Annotated in this window: 22 protein-coding genes; 11 read left to right on the forward strand and 11 right to left on the reverse strand. The window is 71.6% G+C overall.

What is annotated here, in order from left to right; genetic code table 11:
* The 3 genes from KAG51_RS04100 to KAG51_RS04110 are packed head-to-tail and all read right to left on the reverse strand — an operon-like array spanning position 1 to position 1,534.
* Positions 1-693, reverse strand: coding sequence for an anti-sigma factor (locus KAG51_RS04100; protein ID WP_290580893.1), 693 nt, complete (start codon positions 691-693; stop codon positions 1-3).
* The gene (gene sigK, locus KAG51_RS04105) at positions 690-1,295 is read right to left on the reverse strand and encodes an ECF RNA polymerase sigma factor SigK (protein WP_290580895.1); all 606 of its coding nucleotides are present in this window, start codon (positions 1,293-1,295) and stop codon (positions 690-692) included. The genes KAG51_RS04100 and sigK overlap by 4 nt, the downstream gene beginning before the upstream one ends.
* A 41-nt stretch (positions 1,296-1,336) precedes the next feature.
* Positions 1,337-1,534: a hypothetical protein gene (locus KAG51_RS04110; RefSeq protein ID WP_290581269.1), complete on the reverse strand. Its 198-nt coding sequence runs from the start codon at positions 1,532-1,534 to the stop codon at positions 1,337-1,339.
* On the opposite strand from KAG51_RS04110, the gene KAG51_RS04115 reads away from it, so the two are divergent.
* From KAG51_RS04115 to KAG51_RS04130, 4 genes are read left to right on the forward strand one after another with little or no spacing between them, the layout of a single operon-like run.
* The gene (locus KAG51_RS04115) at positions 1,487-2,050 is read left to right on the forward strand and encodes an alpha/beta fold hydrolase (protein WP_290580897.1); all 564 of its coding nucleotides are present in this window, start codon (positions 1,487-1,489) and stop codon (positions 2,048-2,050) included. The genes KAG51_RS04110 and KAG51_RS04115 overlap by 48 nt on opposite strands.
* Positions 2,047-2,412, forward strand: coding sequence for a hypothetical protein (locus KAG51_RS04120; protein ID WP_290580899.1), 366 nt, complete (start codon positions 2,047-2,049; stop codon positions 2,410-2,412). The genes KAG51_RS04115 and KAG51_RS04120 overlap by 4 nt, the downstream gene beginning before the upstream one ends.
* The gene (locus KAG51_RS04125; RefSeq protein WP_290580901.1) at positions 2,405-2,800 is read left to right on the forward strand and encodes a hypothetical protein; all 396 of its coding nucleotides are present in this window, start codon (positions 2,405-2,407) and stop codon (positions 2,798-2,800) included. Before KAG51_RS04120 ends, KAG51_RS04125 begins: the two co-directional genes overlap by 8 nt.
* An 8-nt stretch (positions 2,801-2,808) precedes the next feature.
* Positions 2,809-3,258, forward strand: coding sequence for an SRPBCC family protein (locus KAG51_RS04130; protein WP_290580903.1), 450 nt, complete (start codon positions 2,809-2,811; stop codon positions 3,256-3,258).
* Between the two features lie 103 nt (positions 3,259-3,361).
* On the opposite strand, the gene cobA is transcribed toward KAG51_RS04130, so the two are convergent.
* From cobA to KAG51_RS04150, 4 genes are read right to left on the reverse strand one after another with little or no spacing between them, the layout of a single operon-like run.
* Positions 3,362-4,561 carry a uroporphyrinogen-III C-methyltransferase gene (gene cobA / locus KAG51_RS04135; protein ID WP_290580905.1) on the reverse strand — a complete coding sequence of 400 codons (1,200 nt, stop codon included), beginning with the start codon at positions 4,559-4,561 and terminating at the stop codon, positions 3,362-3,364.
* Between the two features lie 5 nt (positions 4,562-4,566).
* On the reverse strand, positions 4,567-5,844 hold the full coding sequence (locus tag KAG51_RS04140; protein ID WP_290580907.1) for a GTP-binding protein: 1,278 nt from the start codon (positions 5,842-5,844) through the stop codon (positions 4,567-4,569).
* Entirely contained in the window at positions 5,844-6,755 is a 912-nt protein-coding gene (gene cysD, locus KAG51_RS04145; RefSeq protein ID WP_290580909.1) for a sulfate adenylyltransferase subunit CysD, read from the reverse strand. Before cysD ends, KAG51_RS04140 begins: the two co-directional genes overlap by 1 nt.
* 55 nt (positions 6,756-6,810) lie before the next feature.
* Complete coding sequence (locus tag KAG51_RS04150) at positions 6,811-7,614, reverse strand: phosphoadenylyl-sulfate reductase (protein WP_290580911.1); 804 nt, start codon at positions 7,612-7,614, stop codon at positions 6,811-6,813.
* 120 nt (positions 7,615-7,734) lie between these two features.
* Here KAG51_RS04150 and KAG51_RS04155 point away from each other — a divergent pair, with 120 nt between their 5' ends.
* Together KAG51_RS04155 and KAG51_RS04160 are read left to right on the forward strand one after the other, a co-directional pair.
* Positions 7,735-8,109 (forward strand): VOC family protein, encoded by a 375-nt coding sequence (locus KAG51_RS04155; RefSeq protein WP_290580913.1) that lies wholly within the window; start codon positions 7,735-7,737, stop codon positions 8,107-8,109.
* A 22-nt stretch (positions 8,110-8,131) separates the two neighbouring features.
* Entirely contained in the window at positions 8,132-8,752 is a 621-nt protein-coding gene (locus KAG51_RS04160; RefSeq protein ID WP_290580915.1) for an L-threonylcarbamoyladenylate synthase, read from the forward strand.
* 15 nt (positions 8,753-8,767) lie between these two features.
* Here the strand turns inward: KAG51_RS04160 and KAG51_RS04165 are convergent, their stop codons facing one another.
* The 3 genes from KAG51_RS04165 to KAG51_RS04175 all read right to left on the reverse strand — a co-directional run bounded on the left by KAG51_RS04165 (position 8,768) and on the right by KAG51_RS04175 (position 11,196).
* Entirely contained in the window at positions 8,768-9,295 is a 528-nt protein-coding gene (locus KAG51_RS04165; RefSeq protein WP_290580917.1) for a DUF1992 domain-containing protein, read from the reverse strand.
* A 49-nt stretch (positions 9,296-9,344) separates the two neighbouring features.
* Positions 9,345-10,124 carry an aldolase/citrate lyase family protein gene (locus KAG51_RS04170; RefSeq protein WP_290580919.1) on the reverse strand — a complete coding sequence of 260 codons (780 nt, stop codon included), beginning with the start codon at positions 10,122-10,124 and terminating at the stop codon, positions 9,345-9,347.
* Between the two features lie 133 nt (positions 10,125-10,257).
* Positions 10,258-11,196, reverse strand: a complete 939-nt coding sequence (locus KAG51_RS04175) for a DUF808 domain-containing protein (protein ID WP_290580921.1) — start codon at positions 11,194-11,196, stop codon at positions 10,258-10,260.
* 135 nt (positions 11,197-11,331) lie between these two features.
* On the opposite strand from KAG51_RS04175, the gene KAG51_RS04180 reads away from it, so the two are divergent.
* Positions 11,332-11,724 (forward strand): hypothetical protein, encoded by a 393-nt coding sequence (locus KAG51_RS04180; RefSeq protein WP_290580923.1) that lies wholly within the window; start codon positions 11,332-11,334, stop codon positions 11,722-11,724.
* A 58-nt stretch (positions 11,725-11,782) separates the two neighbouring features.
* A complete protein-coding gene (locus KAG51_RS04185) occupies positions 11,783-13,204 on the forward strand; it encodes an NAD(P)/FAD-dependent oxidoreductase (protein WP_290580925.1) in 1,422 nt (473 codons plus the stop codon).
* A 10-nt stretch (positions 13,205-13,214) separates the two neighbouring features.
* Here the strand turns inward: KAG51_RS04185 and KAG51_RS04190 are convergent, their stop codons facing one another.
* Positions 13,215-14,096 (reverse strand): ArgP/LysG family DNA-binding transcriptional regulator, encoded by an 882-nt coding sequence (locus tag KAG51_RS04190; protein ID WP_290580927.1) that lies wholly within the window; start codon positions 14,094-14,096, stop codon positions 13,215-13,217.
* Between the two features lie 72 nt (positions 14,097-14,168).
* On the opposite strand from KAG51_RS04190, the gene KAG51_RS04195 reads away from it, so the two are divergent.
* Genes KAG51_RS04195 through KAG51_RS04205 form a run of 3 tightly spaced genes read left to right on the forward strand, consistent with a single transcriptional unit; the run spans position 14,169 to position 16,394 of the window.
* Positions 14,169-14,804 (forward strand): LysE/ArgO family amino acid transporter, encoded by a 636-nt coding sequence (locus KAG51_RS04195; RefSeq protein WP_290580929.1) that lies wholly within the window; start codon positions 14,169-14,171, stop codon positions 14,802-14,804.
* Between the two features lie 58 nt (positions 14,805-14,862).
* Entirely contained in the window at positions 14,863-15,402 is a 540-nt protein-coding gene (locus KAG51_RS04200) for an AAA family ATPase (protein WP_290580931.1), read from the forward strand.
* Positions 15,399-16,394, forward strand: coding sequence for a phosphotransferase (locus KAG51_RS04205; RefSeq protein WP_290580933.1), 996 nt, complete (start codon positions 15,399-15,401; stop codon positions 16,392-16,394). The genes KAG51_RS04200 and KAG51_RS04205 overlap by 4 nt, the downstream gene beginning before the upstream one ends.
* Positions 16,395-16,398 lie beyond the last annotated feature (4 nt).

Consider the following 16,398-nt stretch of genomic DNA (forward strand, 5'->3'; position numbering starts at 1 on the left):
TCAGAGCGCCATGGTGGCCACGGGCAGCGATGTCGGCCGCTCCGAGCCACCGGCGGGCTCGACCGTCAGGGCGATCTGCTGGACCCCGTCGACCCCGCCCACGTAGACCAGGTCGCTGGTGTCGACCAGGCCCGCGGAGGTCGTGACGCCGTCGCGGACCGTCCAGAGCTGGTACGTCTTGTCGTCGACGGCCGGGAGCTTCTTGACCGCGAGGACGATCGCGTCCTCGGAGCGCGAGTGCGTGAGCGACATCGAGGCCGAGCCCAGCTGGCTCTCGCTCGTGACGGCGTCGGCCGCAGTCATGACGCGCTCGACGTTGGACTGCTCGGCGCGGACGTCCTGCACCTGCTGGTGCTCGGCGACGTAGCCCGCGACACCGGCGGCGGCCACGACGACGGCCGCCGCGGCGATGAGGGCCGGCAGACGCCGGCGCAGGGCGCGAGGACGCAGCGCCACGACCGTGGGTCGCTCCTGCGAGGTCTGGGCGGCAGCGGCGAGGATCGAGGCGCGCAGGGCAGCCGGGGGCTCCTCGGCCACGGCCTCACCCAGGCGGACGGTCGTGGCGATGAAGCCGTCGAGCTCCTCGGCGCACGTCGCGCAAGAGTCGAGGTGGGACTCGAAGTCCTCGCGCTCGTCGGTGTCGAGGGCTCCGAGCGCGTACGGCCCGATCAGGGAGTGAAGGTCGATGCTCATGCGGCGACTCCCATGCAGTCGCGCAGGCGGATGAGTCCATCGCGCATGCGGGTCTTGACGGTGGCGAGGTTCGCGTCGAGCAGCTCGGCGACCTCCGGATAGGTGTAGCCCCCGTAGTAGGCGAGGTTCACGGCCTCGCGCTGGAGCTCGGTCAGGCCGTCCATGCAGCGGCGGACCTGCTGGTGCTCCAGGTTGACGATGACCTCCTCGGAGACCACGTCGTGATCCTGACCGACCCACTCGTAGGCGTCCTCGCGGTCGGAGGCGGCCTGGTCGTGACGGATGGCGTCGACGGCGCGGCGGTGGGCCAGGACCAGCACCCACGTCTTGGCCCGACCGCGGTCCGGATCGAACCGGGCGGCGGTGCGCCACACCTGCAGGAACACCTCCTGGGTGACCTCTTCGGCGCGCGCCGGGTTGCGGATCAGGCGGCGAGCCAGCCCGAGCACCGAGGCGCCGAGCTCGTCGTACAGCGCCGCGAAGGCACGATCGTCACCACGGGCCGTGCGCACCAACAGGTCGTCGAGGTTCGGCGCGGGGTCGGAGCCGACCGCGCTGAGCGGGCGGCTGTCGCCCGGTCGCGACGCTGGTGATGTGGCCATGGGATGCCTCTCTGGGGGGTTCATGAGATATTCGCCGCTGCTCAACCCTCGGATGGGTGCGAATTCTCGGTGTCCTCGATCACGTCGTGCACGGTCTGCGTAGCTCGCTGGCGCGTGTGACGATGTCCGGCGTGAGCCATGATCTTGCTCGAGTCCACGATACGTCCGATGCCCGGTGCATCGTTTTGTTTTTGCACGGTGGCCAGGAGCACAACCTCGAACCGGTCGAGAAGAAGCACGCCAGCTGGTGGCGGGTCAATGCCATGGCGAAGCGCGTCGGCGCGTTCGACGGCACCGCCGTCACGTACGTCATCCGCTTCGGGGCGCGTGGGTGGAACGACCCGGCCGACCCGTCACCGGTGGGTGACGCACGCGCGGCGCTGGCCGAGCTGCGCGAGGCGCACCCGGGCCTCCCGATCGTGCTGGTGGGGCACTCGATGGGCGGGCGCACGGCGTGCCGGGTCGCCGACGAGAAGGGCGTCATCGGCGTCGTGGGCCTGGCGCCGTGGCTCCCGGAGGGCGAACCTGTCGCCGGGGTGGTGGATCGGGACGTCCGCATCCTCCACGGGACGCGCGACCGGTGGACCTCGGCGCCGCTGAGCAAGGCCTGGGCCGAGCGGGCGCGATCGGTCGCGACGAGCGTCGAGTGGACCCCGTTGCCGGGGGTGGGTCACTTCATGTTCCGCCGCGTGTCGACGTGGAATCGGTTTGTGACAGACTCCGTGGCGGAGATCCGCCTGAGAGGAACCATGTGAACGATCCCGTCGCCTACGCGGTGGCCGGCCTCGCGGTGGTCGCGGCGGTATATGCCGGGTGGCTCATGTGGCGCGACGAGGCGTTCACCAACGGCCTGTTCTACGTCGTGATCGTCCTGGAGCTGGTGCTCCTGGCCCTCTTGGTCGGCGGCTCGATCGCTCTGGCGAGGACCGAGCGCGACGTCGACGGCGTCCTGTTCATCTCGTACCTCGTCACGGTGGTCGTGATTCCGCCGGCCGCCGTGATCTGGGGCGTGGCCGAGAAGTCCCGGTGGGGGACCGGCGTCGTGCTGGTCGCGATGCTCACGATCGCGGTGCTGGTGGTCCGGGTGCTGGGCATCTGGCAGGGCGCGTATGTCTGACCCGGCCTCCTCCGCGACGACGTCCACCGGGTTCGGGCGGGCGCTCGTCGCGGTGTACGCGGTCTTCGCGCTCGCGGCGACCGCACGCTCGCTCTACCAGCTCTCGGCGAAGGCCTCCGAGGCGCCGGTGGCGTACGCGCTGTCGGCCGTCGCCGGCCTCGTCTACGTCGTCGCGACCTACGCCCTCGCGACCGACCGTCGCTCGCTCGCCGTCGCGACGATCGGTTTCGAGCTCGCGGGGGTGCTCGGGGTCGGCGTCCTGACGCTCGTGGACGCCGAGCTGTTCCCGGACGCCACGGTCTGGAGCGACTTCGGCGCCGGGTACGGGTTCATCCCGCTCGTGCTGCCGTTCGTCGGCCTGTGGTGGGTCCGCCGAGTCAGGTCCTGACCGGACCTGTGGCTGCTCGCGACCGGTACGTCCTGGTCTCGGTCTGGCGCGTCGGCGCGCCTCTGGCCGACGTCTGGTCGGTCTTCGAGCAGCTGGTGGACGCGCCGGATCCGTTCGCCTGGTGGCCCGACCTCGAGGTACGGAGCCGCAGTGAGGACGCGCTTCATGTCGTGACGCGTAGCCGGCTCGGGTACCGGCTGAGGTTTCGCCTCCACGCGCTGCGGACCGAGCCGCCGCACACCATCACGGTCGAGTCGACGGGCGACCTGAACGGGGCAGGCCGCATCGTGCTCACGAGCGATCCGGGGGGCGGGACGAGGGTGCACATCGACTGGACCGTGACCGTGAACCGGCCCTGGATGCGGTGGACGCGGCCGGTCCTGCGCCCCGTCTTCGTGGCGTCACACCGGTACGTGATGCGCCGAGGCGAACGAGCCCTCCGCGCCTGGGTGGCGTGACAGCAAGCGTGACTGACGCGTACCCGCAAGATGTGGACAGAAGCGCACGCGAATCCACCCTCAGAACGTGCGGAAGTGTCCACATCTTGCGGGCCCCCTCGGGTCAGTCGGTCCAGCTGGGGGAGAGGCGTACGACGTCGCCGATCACGGTGACCGCGGGGGCTCGTGCTCCGGCTGCTGCGGCCCGCTCCGCGATCGTGGCGAGCGTGCCGACCGTGACCCGCTGGTCCGGGAGCGAGCCGCGCTCGACTACTGCGGCCGGCGTCTGGGGGTCGTGGCCGGCGGCGATGAGCTCCTCGGCCGTCGTGGCAAGCCGGCGCACCCCCATCAGCATCACGATCGTGTGGTGGCCGCCGAGCGGCAGGTGCCCCAGCTCCTCGTGCCCGGTCAGGACCGTGAATCCGGTGGCGACGCCGCGATGCGTCACCGGGATGCCGGCAGCGGCCGGAACTGAGATGGCGCTCGTGACGCCCGGCACGACCTCGACCGGGACGCCCGCGGCCTCGCAGGCGAGGCGTTCCTCGCCGCCGCGACCCAGGACGTAGGGGTCGCCACCCTTGAGGCGGACCACGACCCGGCCGGCGAGGGCCTCGTCGACCAGGATCTGGTTGATCTCGTGCTGCGGCACCGGATGGTGGTCGGGACGTTTGCCCACGTCGATGACCTCGACGTCCGGAGACAGCTCGTCGAGCAGCTCGACCGGGCCCAGCCGATCGACCACGACCACGTCGGCCTCGGCCAGCAGCCGTCGTCCGCGCGAGGTCAGGAGCCCCGGGTCGCCCGGTCCACCGCCCACGAGCGCGACCGAGCCGCCCGGGTGGTGCGTGCGGTGACGCAGCGGCAGGTCGCCGCCCTGGAGCGCGGCGGCGACGGCGTCCCTCAGTCGCGACGCACGGCGGGCATCGCCACCGCCGCTGACGGCGATCGTGACGTCGTCGACCTGGGCCACGGCCGGCACCCAGGCCGTGGCGGCGTCCGGGTCACCGCCCTTGAGGCACCAGATCCGGCGCTCCTCGGCGTCCGCGGCGACGAGGTCGTCGACGGGGGAGTCCGTGGCGGTCTGCACGAGCCAGACCCCGTCGAGGTCGCCGGACCCGTAGCCGCGCCGGTACCACGTCACGGCGCCCAGCTCGGCGAGCTCGCCGAGGCTGGCGCTGGCCTCGGGGGAGACCACGACCACCTCGGCGCCGGCGTCGACCAGGGCCTGGGTCCGACGGGTCGCGACGTGCCCGCCGCCGACCACCAGCACCCGGCGTCCCGCCACGCGCAGCGTGAGGGGAAGGTTGCCAGTCGGTCCGGACACCCGCGTCAGACCGCGGCCGTGGCGAGCAACGCGTCGCCGACCATGCCGGCGGCCAACGTCGTGCCGTCGTGCGCGTCGATCAGCAGGAACGCTCCCGCCGCGCGCGAGTGCAGGTACTCCTCGGCGGCGATGGGGGCGGCGAGACGGAGCGTGACGTGTCCGATGTCGTTGAGCCCGAGCGTGTCGGCCTGGCGCAGCTGTGCGGCGTCGAGGTCTAGGCGCCCACCGACCTGCTTGACGATCGCCTGCACCGTGCGCGTGCCGTGCTTCAGCAGCACCTTGGTGCCGGCCCGAAGCTCACGGTCGGACAGCCAGGCCACGGTTCCGTCGACGTCCTGGGTGGGCGCCGGCACGCTGCGGGATGTCACGATGAGGTCGCCACGGGCGATGTCGACGTCGTCGTCCAGACGGAGCGTGACCGATTGCGGCGCGTAGGCCTCCGAGAGCTCGCCGTCGGCGGTGTCGATGCCGGCGACGGTGCTGGTGCGCCCGCTCGGCAGCACCGTGACCGGGTCACCGACCCGCACCAGCCCCGAGGCGATCTGTCCGGCATACCCGCGGTAGTCGCGGAAGCGCTCGCCGGCGGCCTGCTGGGGCCGGATGACCAGCTGCACGGGGAAGCGCAGGGGCTCCGACTGCGGCTCGCCCGCCGGCGAGAGCTGTTCGAGCAGCTCCAGGAGACTGGGGCCGTCGTACCACGGGGTGCGTCCCGACCGGGTGACGACGTTGTCGCCCGCCAGGGCCGAGACCGGGACGGTGACGACGTCGCTGAGCCCCAGCGCCGTCGCCGTGGCGTTGACTTCTGCGGAGACCGTGTCGTAGCGCGCCTGGTCGTAGTCGACCAGGTCGATCTTGTTCACGACCACGATGACGTGCGGGACCCGCAGCAGCGACGAGACCGCGAGATGGCGGCGCGTCTGCTCCTGCACGCCCTTGCGCGCGTCGACGAGCAGCACGACGACGTCAGCCGTGCTGGCGCCCGTGACGGTGTTGCGGGTGTACTGCACGTGGCCGGGGCAGTCGGCGAGGATGAACGACCGCTCAGCGGTCGCGAAGTAGCGGTACGCGACGTCGATCGTGATGCCCTGCTCGCGCTCGGAGCGCAGCCCGTCGGTCAGCAGGGCGAGGTCGGCCTGGGCCAGGCCACGGTCGCGACTGACCCGCTCGACGGCGTCGAACTGGTCGGCGAGCACCGACTTGGAGTCGTACAGGAGCCGGCCCACGAGGGTGGACTTGCCGTCGTCGACCGATCCGGCCGTGGCCAGTCGAAGAAGAGTCCCCATCAGAAATACCCTTCCTTCTTGCGGTCTTCCATGGCCGCTTCCGACATGCGGTCGTCGGCTCGCGTGGCGCCCCGCTCGGTCACGCGCGTGGCCGCGACCTCGGCGATGACGTCCTCCACGGTCCTGGCCGGGCTCTCCACGGCGCCGGTGCACGACATGTCGCCAACGGTGCGATAGCGCACGGTGCGCGTCTCGACGGTCTCGCCGTCCTTCGGCTGGGCGAACTCACCGACCGACAGCAGCATGCCGTCACGCTCGAAGACCTCGCGGTCGTGCGCGTAGTACAGCGGCGGGAGCTCGATCTTCTCCTGCCCGATGTACTGCCAGACGTCGAGCTCGGTCCAGTTGCTGAGCGGGAAGACCCGCACGTGCTGGCCCGGGGTGTGTCGGCCGTTGTAGAGGTTCCAGAGCTCGGGGCGCTGGTTGCGCGGGTCCCACTGACCGAACTCGTCACGCAGGCTGAAGATGCGCTCCTTCGCCCGGGCCTTCTCCTCGTCGCGACGACCGCCACCGAAGACGGCGTCGAAGCGGTGGCCCTCGATCGCGTCGAGCAGAGGCTGGGTCTGCAGCGGGTTGCGGGTGCCGTCGGCGCGCTCCCGCAGACGCCCGTCGTCCAGGTAGTCCTGCACGCGAGCGACCTCGAGCCGCAGCCCGAGTCGCTCGACCGTGGCATCGCGGTAGGCGATCACCTCGGGGAAGTTGTGGCCGGTGTCGACGTGCAGCACCGGGAACGGCACGGGCGTGGGCCAGAAGGCCTTGGCTGCGAGGTGCAGCATCACGACCGAGTCCTTGCCGCCGGAGAACAGCAGCACCGGGCGCTCGAACTCGGCGACGACCTCACGGATGATGTGGATCGACTCGGACTCCAGCCACTCGAGGTGGGTGAGTCGTCGGGTATCGACGGTCGTCATGATTCCTTGGGTTCTCGGGGCGGGTGTTCTCGGGGCTGATGGCGGGCAGGGCGGGTCAGGTGTGCAGACCGCACTCGGTCTTGTCGAACCCCGCCCAGCGTCCGGCCCGGGGATCCTCGCCGGGGGCCACGCGGCGCGTGCACGGTGCGCATCCGATCGATGGGTACCCGTCGTTCACGAGCGGGTTGACCACGATGTCGTGGTCGCGGGCGTAGTCGAGCACGTCGTCGAAGGTCCAGGTCGCGAGCGGGTTGATCTTGACCAGACCGTTCTTGGTGTCCCAGGTGACCCAGGGCGTGTCGGCGCGGGTCGGGCCCTCGTCGCGGCGCACGCCGGTGATCCAGGCCTCGTAGCCGGCGAGCGTGCGGGCGAGGGGCTCGACCTTGCGGAGCTGGCAGCACAGCGCGGGGTCGCGGCGGTGCAGCTCGGCACCGTGCTCGGCGTCCTGCTCGGCGACGGTCTGCTGCGGCAGGACGTCGACGATCGTGAGCCGCATCGACGACTCCACGGCGTCGCGGGTGCCGAGGGTCTCGGAGAAGTGGTAACCGGTGTCGAGGAACAGCGTGTCGACCCAGTCGATGTGCTCGGCGACCACGGCGGGCAGCACGGCATCGGCCATCGAGCAGGCCACGGCGGTGCGCAGGCCGAACGTGTCGGCGACCCAGGCGAGCACCTCGGCCGAGGTGGTGTCCGGGCGGTCGAAGCGGGCCTCGGCAGCGCGAGCGATCTCCTCCAGCTCGGCGTTGCTCTGCCGCGGTGCGAGAAGGTGCTCGCGCCCGGCCAGGTGCTCGGCGCGCTCGGCGTCGTGGCGCTGCTGGCGCTCGCGGCGTTCGGCAAGGGTGAGGCTGACGGCAGCCATGGCACTCCTTCACGATCGGCAGGAGCCCCAGCGTAGGTCGGCCCCTCGGGAGGACCGCTCCCGTCGCCGGTCTGTCCGCATCACGAAACAGATTCAGGTGATGTGCATCACACTGGGGTCATGGTCAGGTTCTTCCGCCCCTTCAGCGGCTTCTCGGTCGACGACGTCCCGCAGGCGCTGGCGTTCTATCGCGACGTGCTGGGTCTGGACGCCCGTGAGGGCGACATGGGCATCGGCGAGATCCACCTGGGCGACGAGCACGTCGTGATCGCGTACCCGAAGGGGGAGGAGCACGAGCCGGCATCCTTCACCGTGCTCAACCTCCCGGTCGACGACGTCGGCGCGGCCGTTGCGGAGCTCACCGCGCGGGGTGTGGCCTTCCTCCACTACGAGGGCGCGCCGCAGGACGAGCACGGGGAGATGCGCGGCCACGGTCCGGACATCGCCTGGTTCACCGATCCGTCCGGCAACGTGTTCTCGGTCATCGCGCGCTGAGGGCCGCAGGCATACTGGCCTGATGGCTCGCTTCATCGACATCCATCCGGACAACCCGCAGCAGCGCGCCGTCGACCAGGCGGTCGACCTGATCCGCCAGGGCGGCCTGCTCGCGTTCCCGACCGACTCGGGATACGCCCTCGGCGCCCAGATCGGCAATGCCGGGGCCCTCGATCGGATCCGCGCGATCCGCCAGCTCGACGACAAGCACCACTTCACCCTGATCTGCCACGACTTCTCGCAGCTGGGGCAGTTCGTGCACGTCGACAATGCGGTCTTCCGCGCGATCAAGTCCGCGACGCCCGGCCCGTACACCTTCATCCTGCCGGCGACGCGAGAGGTCCCCAAGCGCCTGCTGCACCCGAAGAAGAAGACCGTCGGGGCACGGATCCCCGATCACGCCGTGACCCAGGCGATCGTGGCCGCCCTCGGCGAGCCGATCCTCACGAGCACGTTGATCCTGCCGGGGCAGGACGAGGCGATGGTCGACGCGTGGACGATCAAGGAGACGTTGGACCACGACGTCGAGGCGGTCGTCGACTCCGGTGAGGTCTCGCCGTCGCCGACCACGGTGGTCGACTTCCTCGACGGCGTGGCCGAGATCGTCCGCGAGGGTGCCGGCGACACGAGCCCGTTCGCCTAGCGTGCGTCGCGCCGGTCAGCGTCGTCGGAACCACCGACGACGCCCTGGCTCGGGCGGTGGGGCTGGCGCTGCTGCGCTGCGTCGACGACGACGCTCGAACCAGGCGGTGACCTCGGCCTCGACGTCGCGCAGGGGAGTGATCACCGGCGGGCCGCCGTTGAGCTGGCGTCGTGCCTCGACGATGCGCCGGTTGAACTCGGCGACCGCCTCGCGGACGTCGTTCGGCCGGGCGATGCGGTCCAGGCGCGCTTCCAGCTCGGTGTCGTCCTTGCGGAGCTGAAGGGCCTCGGGCAGGACCCCGGTGATCTGCTCGCGCTCGATCAGGCCCTTGAGCCACCAGTCGGGATCGTCGGTCGAGGTCAGGTGCTCCGGGAGCGGCTTGCCGGTGTAGGGCAGGTCGTCGAACTCGCCGCGCTCCATCGCCGCACGGATCTGCAGGTCGACCCAGATCGCCGTGTCCTCGGGTCGTCGCCGCCGCTCGGGGCCCGGCTCGTCGTCGCGCTGCCGGTCCGGCTCCGGCCGGTCGTCGGATGGTCGTTCCATGTCATCACCTGCCTCCGACGGTAGGTCGGGAGCAGCCGAGGGGCAACGCTCAGGAGTCGATGCCGAAGACTCCGGCGCGGTGGATGACCTGGCGGGCGTGCGCCAGACGCGGAGCCAGTGCGCCGGCGTAGCCCTGCGGGGGTGCCTCGAGCAGCGTGCGTGCTGCGAGGACGTCGGTGGACGACGGGGCGAAGACCTCGTTGACCACCACGGTGTGCGTGTGGGTCAGGCAGATGCGACCGGTCATCCCCAGTGCGAGTGCGCGCGCGGAGTCGGTCCGGGCCACCTCGGCGTCGTCGGCGACCGTGGGCCCGTCGATCGGGGGCGGCAGGTCGTGTCCTCGGCTCACGAGCACGAGCTGCGAGCGTGCGTGCAGCAGGGCGGTCGGGTCGTTGCCGATGCCCAGGTCGCGACGGAAGTCACCGGTGCCGAAGGCGATGCGCGCCGCGCCGGACGTGGCGATGTCGGCCAGTCGCACGAACGCACGCGCCGTCTCGACCATCGCGACGACCGGCTTGCCGACCGCCTCGAGCGTCGCGCGGACCTCGTCGCCGGACTCGGTCATCGCCAGCATGACGCCCGCGATCTGGGGGTGACGTGCGGCCAGCGCGACGTCGTGGTGCCACTCGCTCGTGGTGGCGCCGTTGAGCCGGATCCAGACGGTGTGGCCCGCATCGGCGTGGCGCGCGACGGCCTCGCGCCCGGACGACTTGAGCTCGTCGGGGCAGCCGGCCTCGAGGTCCAGCAGGGTCACGTCGGCCGCGTCGAGCTCACCGGGTTCGGCTTCGTCGATCGAGGCGGCCGAGATGAGGCGCCACGATCGGGCCATCGGGAGGGGGACGGTGAGGGAAGGATCAACCTGGACTGCGGTCACTGGACGAGCCTAGGAACCCGCCGCGACTACTCCCAAGTCACGTCGACGCCAGGTGACGCACTTCACCTGCGTGCGAGCCCGGAGACGTTCAGTGGGCCGAGCCTCGGCGCGGGACGAGGTGCATCGCCGCGACAGCCACGGCGCCCACTGCCACGCCCACGACGGCCGAGGCCACGGTGTTCGTGAGCCAGCCCAGAACCGCCCCGGCGCCGGCAGTGGCGTCGTGCACTGCGTGCTCGAGATGGTGCACGAGGTCGTAGGGCCCGTGCCACCCGAGGTCCTCGGCGCCCACGAGGAGGATGTGGCCGCCGACCCAGAGCATCGCCGCGACACCGACCGTGGCGAGAGTCGCGAGCACGACGGGCATGCCTCGCACGAGCCCGCGGCCCACCGACTGGGCCAGCGTTCCCGCGCGCTGCGTCAGGGCCAGGCCGATGTCGTCCATCTTGACGATGAGCCCGACCACTCCGTAGACGAGCGCCGTGATCCCGAGCGCGACGACCACGAGGATCACGGCGCGGCTCAGCAACGGCTCGTCGGTGACCTCGTTGAGCGAGATGACCATGATCTCGGCCGAGAGGATGAAGTCGGTGCGCACGGCGCCGGAGACGACGGACTTCTCCTGCTCCGGCCCCGACACGCTGGCCGGCTCAGCGGTCGCGTGACCGTGCCCGCTGAGCTTCTCCCAGATCTTCTCGGCGCCCTCGTAGCAGAGGTAGGTGCCGCCGAGCATCAGGATCGGGGTGAGCAGCCAGGGCGCGAACTGGCTCAGCAGCAACGCCGCCGGCAGGATGAACGCGAGCTTGTTGATGATCGAGCCACGGGCGATCCGGCCGATGATCGCCAGCTCTCGCTCGGGCTTGAGCCCCTGCACGTAGCGCGGGGTGACGGCCGCGTCGTCGACCACGACGCCTGCAGCCTTGGCGCTCGCCCTGCCGGCCGCGGCGCCGACGTCGTCGATCGAGGCCGCTGCGAGGCGAGCCAGTGCCGCGACGTCGTCCAGCAGCGCGACGAGACCGCCGCTCACCGAGCCGCTCCGGGTCTCCGCACGAGGTTCACGGGCTCAGCGTAGGACAGCGCGGGAACATCGCCGTGCCACCTGGCCTCTGAGCATCGTGTCGCCCGCACCCCGCGGTCGACGACGCAGCACCAGGAGGTCTCGATGTCCGACCACGTCACCGCGAAGACCCAGGCCGACCGCCTCACGCGGGCGATGGAGTCCTTCGACGGGTCGGTCATCCGCGTCTGCGGCGACACCGTGTCGATCGCCGGCATCGAGCCCTGCGGGCGCACCGTCGCCGACATCGTGCGACAGATCGCCGCCGACGACGTGCTCGGCGAGGTCGCGATCCTCGACATCGGGATCCGGAACACGGTCGAAGGGCTCGGCGCCGTCCGTCTGGCCACGACGAACGGACTGTCCGAGCGTGCCGTCCGGCTGGTGGACGACCTGCTCGCGGCTCGAGAACGTCTCGTGGCCGCAACGCACGCGAGCGACCTCGACCTGGGGGTGCGGGTGCACGTGGGCCGGGCAGGGGTGCGCCCTGCTCGCTGACGCGTCGCGGGGGATACTGCCCGCAGTGGGCCGTGACTCGACGACGAGGGAGTGACGCATGACCGACGCGGTGGTGATCGGCAGCGGGCCCAACGGGCTGGCCGCCGCCATCCGGCTGGCGCAGGCCGGCGTCGACGTGACGGTGCTGGAGGCCGCGGACCGTCCCGGCGGTGGCACGCGCACGAGTGAGCTGACGCTGCCAGGCCTGCTGCACGACGACTGCGCCGCGTTCCACCCCACGGGCGTCGTCTCGCCCTACCTGGCGAGCCTCGACCTGCACGAGCACGGCCTGACCTGGGACTACCCGGAGATCGACCTCGCCCATCCGTTGGACGACGGACGTGCCGGTCTGATCTCACGGGACATGGACGTGACGGCGGAGTCGCTGGGCGTCGACGGCCGCCGGTGGGCGCGCTCGCTGGGCGCCCAGGCCCGGAACTTCGACCGGCTCGTCGGCGAGGTCTTCCAGCCCATCGTCCACGTGCCGCGCCACCCGGTCGCCCTCGCTCGCTTCGGTGCCCAGGCCGCGCTTCCGGCGACCTGGGCCGTCAGACGGTGGCGCGACGAGCCCGCCAAGGCGCTTGCGATGGGGGTCGCGGCGCACGCCTTCGGACGTCTGGACCGGCCCCTGTCGTCGTCGGTCGGGCTGATGCTGACCGCCGCCGGACACGCCGCTGGCTGGCCGGTCGCCCACGGGGGAACCGGGGCGATCTCGACCGCGCTCGTCAGGCTCCTGGAGTCGCTCGGGGGTGCGGTGCGCACCGGGGTCGAGGTCACGTCGCTCACGCAGGTCGAGGAGCCCCTCGGCCGGCGCCCCGACGTCGTGCTGCTCGACACCTCGCCCGCCGCGGCGCTGCGGATCCTGGGGGAGCGGATCTCGGCCCGGGTGCGGCGCCAGCTGGGGCGCTACCGCTACGGCCCCGCCGTCCACAAGGTCGACTTCGCGATCGAGGGTGACATCCCGTGGACCGCAGCCGCCACCCGTCGGGCCGGCACGGTGCACGTGGGTGGTGCGGCGGCCGAGATCGCAGCGGCCGAGGCCGCGACGGGTCGCGGCGAGATGCCCGATCGACCGTTCGTGCTCGTGGGTCAGCAGTACCTCGCCGATCCCAGTCGGTCGCGGGGCACGGTCAACCCGATCTGGGCGTACGCCCACGTTCCGCACGGGTACACCGGTGACGCGACGGCCGCCCTCGTCGACCAGATCGAGCGATTCGCCCCGGGGTTTCGCGACCGCATCCTCGCCACGGTGGTCCGTGGCCCTGCAGCCTTGGAGTCGTACAACGCGAACTATGTCGGGGGCGACATCAACGTGGGGGCCAACACGGCGCGTCAGGTCGTGCTGCGGCCGCGGATCGCGGTGGACCCGTACCGACTCGGCGACGGCCTGTACCTGTGCTCGGCGGCCACGCCTCCGGGCCCCGGCGTGCACGGCATGGGCGGTTTCCACGCGGCGGAGTCGGCACTGCGTCGGCTCTAGGGTTCCCCCCTCATGGGCGAAGGTGCTGGCGGGCCTCGTCGACGATCTCGTCGGTGAGCGCGTCGAGCAGGCGTGAACCGCCCTTCCAGCGCTGCCAGAACAGCGCCGTCGTCACGACGGGGCCGCCGAGAGCCGTGAGCAGGCCCGCCGACATCAGCTCCTGGCCCTGCCGCTCCGGCACCAGGGCCCAGCCCAGTCCGAGCTGGACGGCCCGGGCGATGTCATGGGTCGACGGCACCAGGTGGCGAGGGGAGTGGATTCCGTCGACGCCCTGCTGGCGCAGCCAGTCGAGCTGGAGCGTGTCGTCGCGATCGAAGTCGACGCGGGGCGCCTGGGCGAGGTGCTCGGGGTCGGGTCCGTCCGGCAGCCACCGATCGATCCACGCCGGTGAGGCCATGGCCGTGAAGGCCATGTGGCCCAGGGGAGTAGATCGGCATCCGGCGACCGCCTCGCGCTGCGACGTCACCGCTGCCAGCGCCACGCCCGACTCGAGCAGGTCGACCGTGCGCTCCTGGTCGAGGCGGAGCAGGTCGACTTCCACGTCGTGGGCCGAGGCGAAGCGGGTGACCGGGGCGAGGATCCAGGTCGCGAGCGAGTCGGCGTTGACCGCCACCGTGATGCGCGCACGGGTGCTCTCGCCCTCGGAGCCGAGGTCGCGCGCCGCCTCGAGGGCGAGCACGGCGTAGCGCCGAGCGAAACGCACGACGGCCTCTCCCGCAGCCGTCGGCCGGGCGGGGCGTGAGCGCACCAGCAGGCGCTGTCCAAGATGCTCCTCGAGGGTCTTGATCCGCTGGCTCACCGCGGAGGGCGTGAGGTGGAGGCGGCGCGCGGCGCCGTCGAGCGTGCCCTCGTCGACGACGGCGGCCAGGGTGAGAGCCAGGTGCGGGTCCAACTGAAGCTCTCCTTCATGTACGTGACGGATCATTGCTGGTGTTCATGATGGCCGATCCGTAGCGTGCGGTCCATGCTCGCCGTCGTCCCCGGATTCCTCGTCATGCTGTCGCTGATCCTCGCGATCGGCGCCCAGAACGTGTTCGTGCTGCGCCAGGGCGTCCGTCGCGAGCACGTGGGGCTCGTGGTGGTCATCTGCGCGGCCTCGGACGCGGTCCTCGTGGCCGCAGGGGTGGCGGGGCTCGGGCGGCTCGTCGAGGCGGTGCCGTGGCTCGTAAACGGCGCTCGACTCGCGGGTGCGGTCTTCCTGCTGGGGTACGCCGCGCTGGCCGCTCGCCGAGCGGTCGTGGGCGGCGGCGAGCTGACTCCGGCGGGCGGGGGAGCGGGACAGGCGACGTCTGGTGCGACCGTGGCCGTCCGGTCACGCACCGCGACAGTCGCGGCGACAGCGGTGGCACTGACCTGGCTCAACCCCCACGTGTACCTCGACACGGTCTTCCTGCTCGGGTCGGTGGCCACGACGCACGGCGAGGACCGCTGGTGGTTCGCGCTGGGTGCGGCCATCGGCAGCGTCGCCTGGTTCACCACCCTGGGGTACGGGGCGCGCCACCTCAGCGGGGTGCTGCGGACCCCGCGGTCGTGGCAGGTGCTCGACGGGCTGATCGCCCTGGTCATGGTCGTCATCGCGGTGTCGCTGCTTCGAGGATGACGCCGCCGCGGACTGCTGAGGTCGACCCGTTCTGGTGCCGTGCCCTAGCGTGGCGATCATGGCCGGTCCGTTGATCCTCCTGACCGGACCTCCGGGGGCGGGCAAGACCACGACGGCACGGCAGCTGGCCCGCGAGCTCCGTCCCGGCGTGCACCTCCACACCGACGACTTCTGGTCGGCGATCGTCTCCGGCGCGATCCCGCCCTACGAGCCCGCCGCGGATGCCCAGAACCACGCGGTCATGGACGCCGTCGTCGCCGCCGCGTTCACGTACGCCAGCGGGGGTTTCGCGACGGTCGTCGACGGAGTCCTGGGCCCGTGGATGCTCGACCACGTCCGCGCCGGCCAGCCTCGTTGGTCCGACGTCCCCGTGTCGTACCTGGTGCTGCGCCCCGACCGCGCGGTCACCCTTGAGCGCGCCACGGGTCGATCGGGCGCCGACGACCTCGTGGATCCGGAACCCGTGCTGCACATGTGGGACCAGTTTGCGGACCTCGGCGAGCTGGAGCGGCACGTGCTCGACACGAGTGCCGACGACGAGACGCGCACGCTCGACCGCGTCCGGGCCGCCGCCGGCGACCCGGCGTTCCGGCTGTGACGGTCGAGGACACGCTCCGCCGCTGGGGGAGCCCGGAGTGGCGCCGCGAGGCGTCCACCTGGATCCAGGGCGCCGCGGCCTCTGACGGCCGGACGCTCACGGGGCAGATGCGCACGCTGCACATGCGCTTCTGGTCCGTCGTGATCGAGGTCCCGACCGACCGTGGGCGCCTGTGGTTCAAGGAGTGCGCCCCGGGTCAGGGCTTCGAGCCGGCGCTGCTCTCGACCCTCGCCGAGCTCGAGCCGGATCACTTCGTGCGTCCAGTGGCCGTGGACGCGAGGTCGGGCCGAGTGCTGCTTCCCGATCTCGGCGCGAACCTGCGGGGGAGGGGAGACGAGGAGTGGGGCCTGGTCGTGGCCGCGCTGGCGCGCCTCCAGCAGCGTCTGTCGACGCAGCACGACCCGCTCGCTTCAGCCGGGCTGCCGGCCATGCCGGCAGGCGACGCGGTGGAGTACGTCGACGTCCTGGCTCAGCGACTGGCCAACCTGCCGTCGTCACATGCGCAGCACCTGACGGTCGAGGCCGCGACGCGAGTCCTGTCCCGGCTGGACGACGTGGCGGAGTGGTCGGAACGGTTGGCGGCGTCACCGATCGCGTCGACTTTTCAGCACAACGACGCCAGCCCCGCCAACACATTCGGTCGCCCTGGCACGGAACCCCGCTGGATCGACGTGGGCGACGCGTTCTGGTCGCATCCGTTCGCGGTGCTGCAGGTGCCGATCGCCATGACGACCGGCACCTGGCCGTGGGGACCCGACTGGAGCGACCCGCGGGCGCAGGTGATCGCCGAGGGTTACCTGCAGCAGTGGCGGGACCACGCCGACCTGGCCTCGCTGCGTGACCTGCTCGAGCCGGCACGGCGGATGGCGATCCTGCACCGATGCGAGTCCTGGCGCCGCCTGCTGGACGACGCTGGCGAGCTCGCAGACGATCCGTCGCACCCGATCCTGCGTGACCATCTGGTCGCGGCGACGGGGGAGCGACGCCCCTGACCGA

This window comes from Aeromicrobium sp., assembly GCF_023146395.1.
Classification (GTDB): Bacteria; Actinomycetota; Actinomycetes; order Propionibacteriales; family Nocardioidaceae; genus Aeromicrobium.

Coding starts and splice junctions, on each gene's coding strand:
- KAG51_RS04100 (WP_290580893.1), bottom strand. CDS start 693: ATGAGCATCGACCTTCACTCCCTGATCGGGCCGTACGCGCTCGGAGCC.
- sigK (WP_290580895.1), bottom strand. CDS start 1,295: ATGGCCACATCACCAGCGTCGCGACCGGGCGACAGCCGCCCGCTCAGC.
- KAG51_RS04125 (WP_290580901.1), top strand. CDS start 2,405: ATGTCTGACCCGGCCTCCTCCGCGACGACGTCCACCGGGTTCGGGCGG.
- KAG51_RS04140 (WP_290580907.1), bottom strand. CDS start 5,844: ATGGGGACTCTTCTTCGACTGGCCACGGCCGGATCGGTCGACGACGGC.
- cysD (WP_290580909.1), bottom strand. CDS start 6,755: ATGACGACCGTCGATACCCGACGACTCACCCACCTCGAGTGGCTGGAG.
- KAG51_RS04150 (WP_290580911.1), bottom strand. CDS start 7,614: ATGGCTGCCGTCAGCCTCACCCTTGCCGAACGCCGCGAGCGCCAGCAG.
- KAG51_RS04155 (WP_290580913.1), top strand. CDS start 7,735: ATGGTCAGGTTCTTCCGCCCCTTCAGCGGCTTCTCGGTCGACGACGTC.
- KAG51_RS04160 (WP_290580915.1), top strand. CDS start 8,132: ATGGCTCGCTTCATCGACATCCATCCGGACAACCCGCAGCAGCGCGCC.
- KAG51_RS04165 (WP_290580917.1), bottom strand. CDS start 9,295: ATGGAACGACCATCCGACGACCGGCCGGAGCCGGACCGGCAGCGCGAC.
- KAG51_RS04170 (WP_290580919.1), bottom strand. CDS start 10,124: ATGGCCCGATCGTGGCGCCTCATCTCGGCCGCCTCGATCGACGAAGCC.
- KAG51_RS04180 (WP_290580923.1), top strand. CDS start 11,332: ATGTCCGACCACGTCACCGCGAAGACCCAGGCCGACCGCCTCACGCGG.
- KAG51_RS04185 (WP_290580925.1), top strand. CDS start 11,783: ATGACCGACGCGGTGGTGATCGGCAGCGGGCCCAACGGGCTGGCCGCC.
- KAG51_RS04195 (WP_290580929.1), top strand. CDS start 14,169: ATGCTCGCCGTCGTCCCCGGATTCCTCGTCATGCTGTCGCTGATCCTC.
- KAG51_RS04200 (WP_290580931.1), top strand. CDS start 14,863: ATGGCCGGTCCGTTGATCCTCCTGACCGGACCTCCGGGGGCGGGCAAG.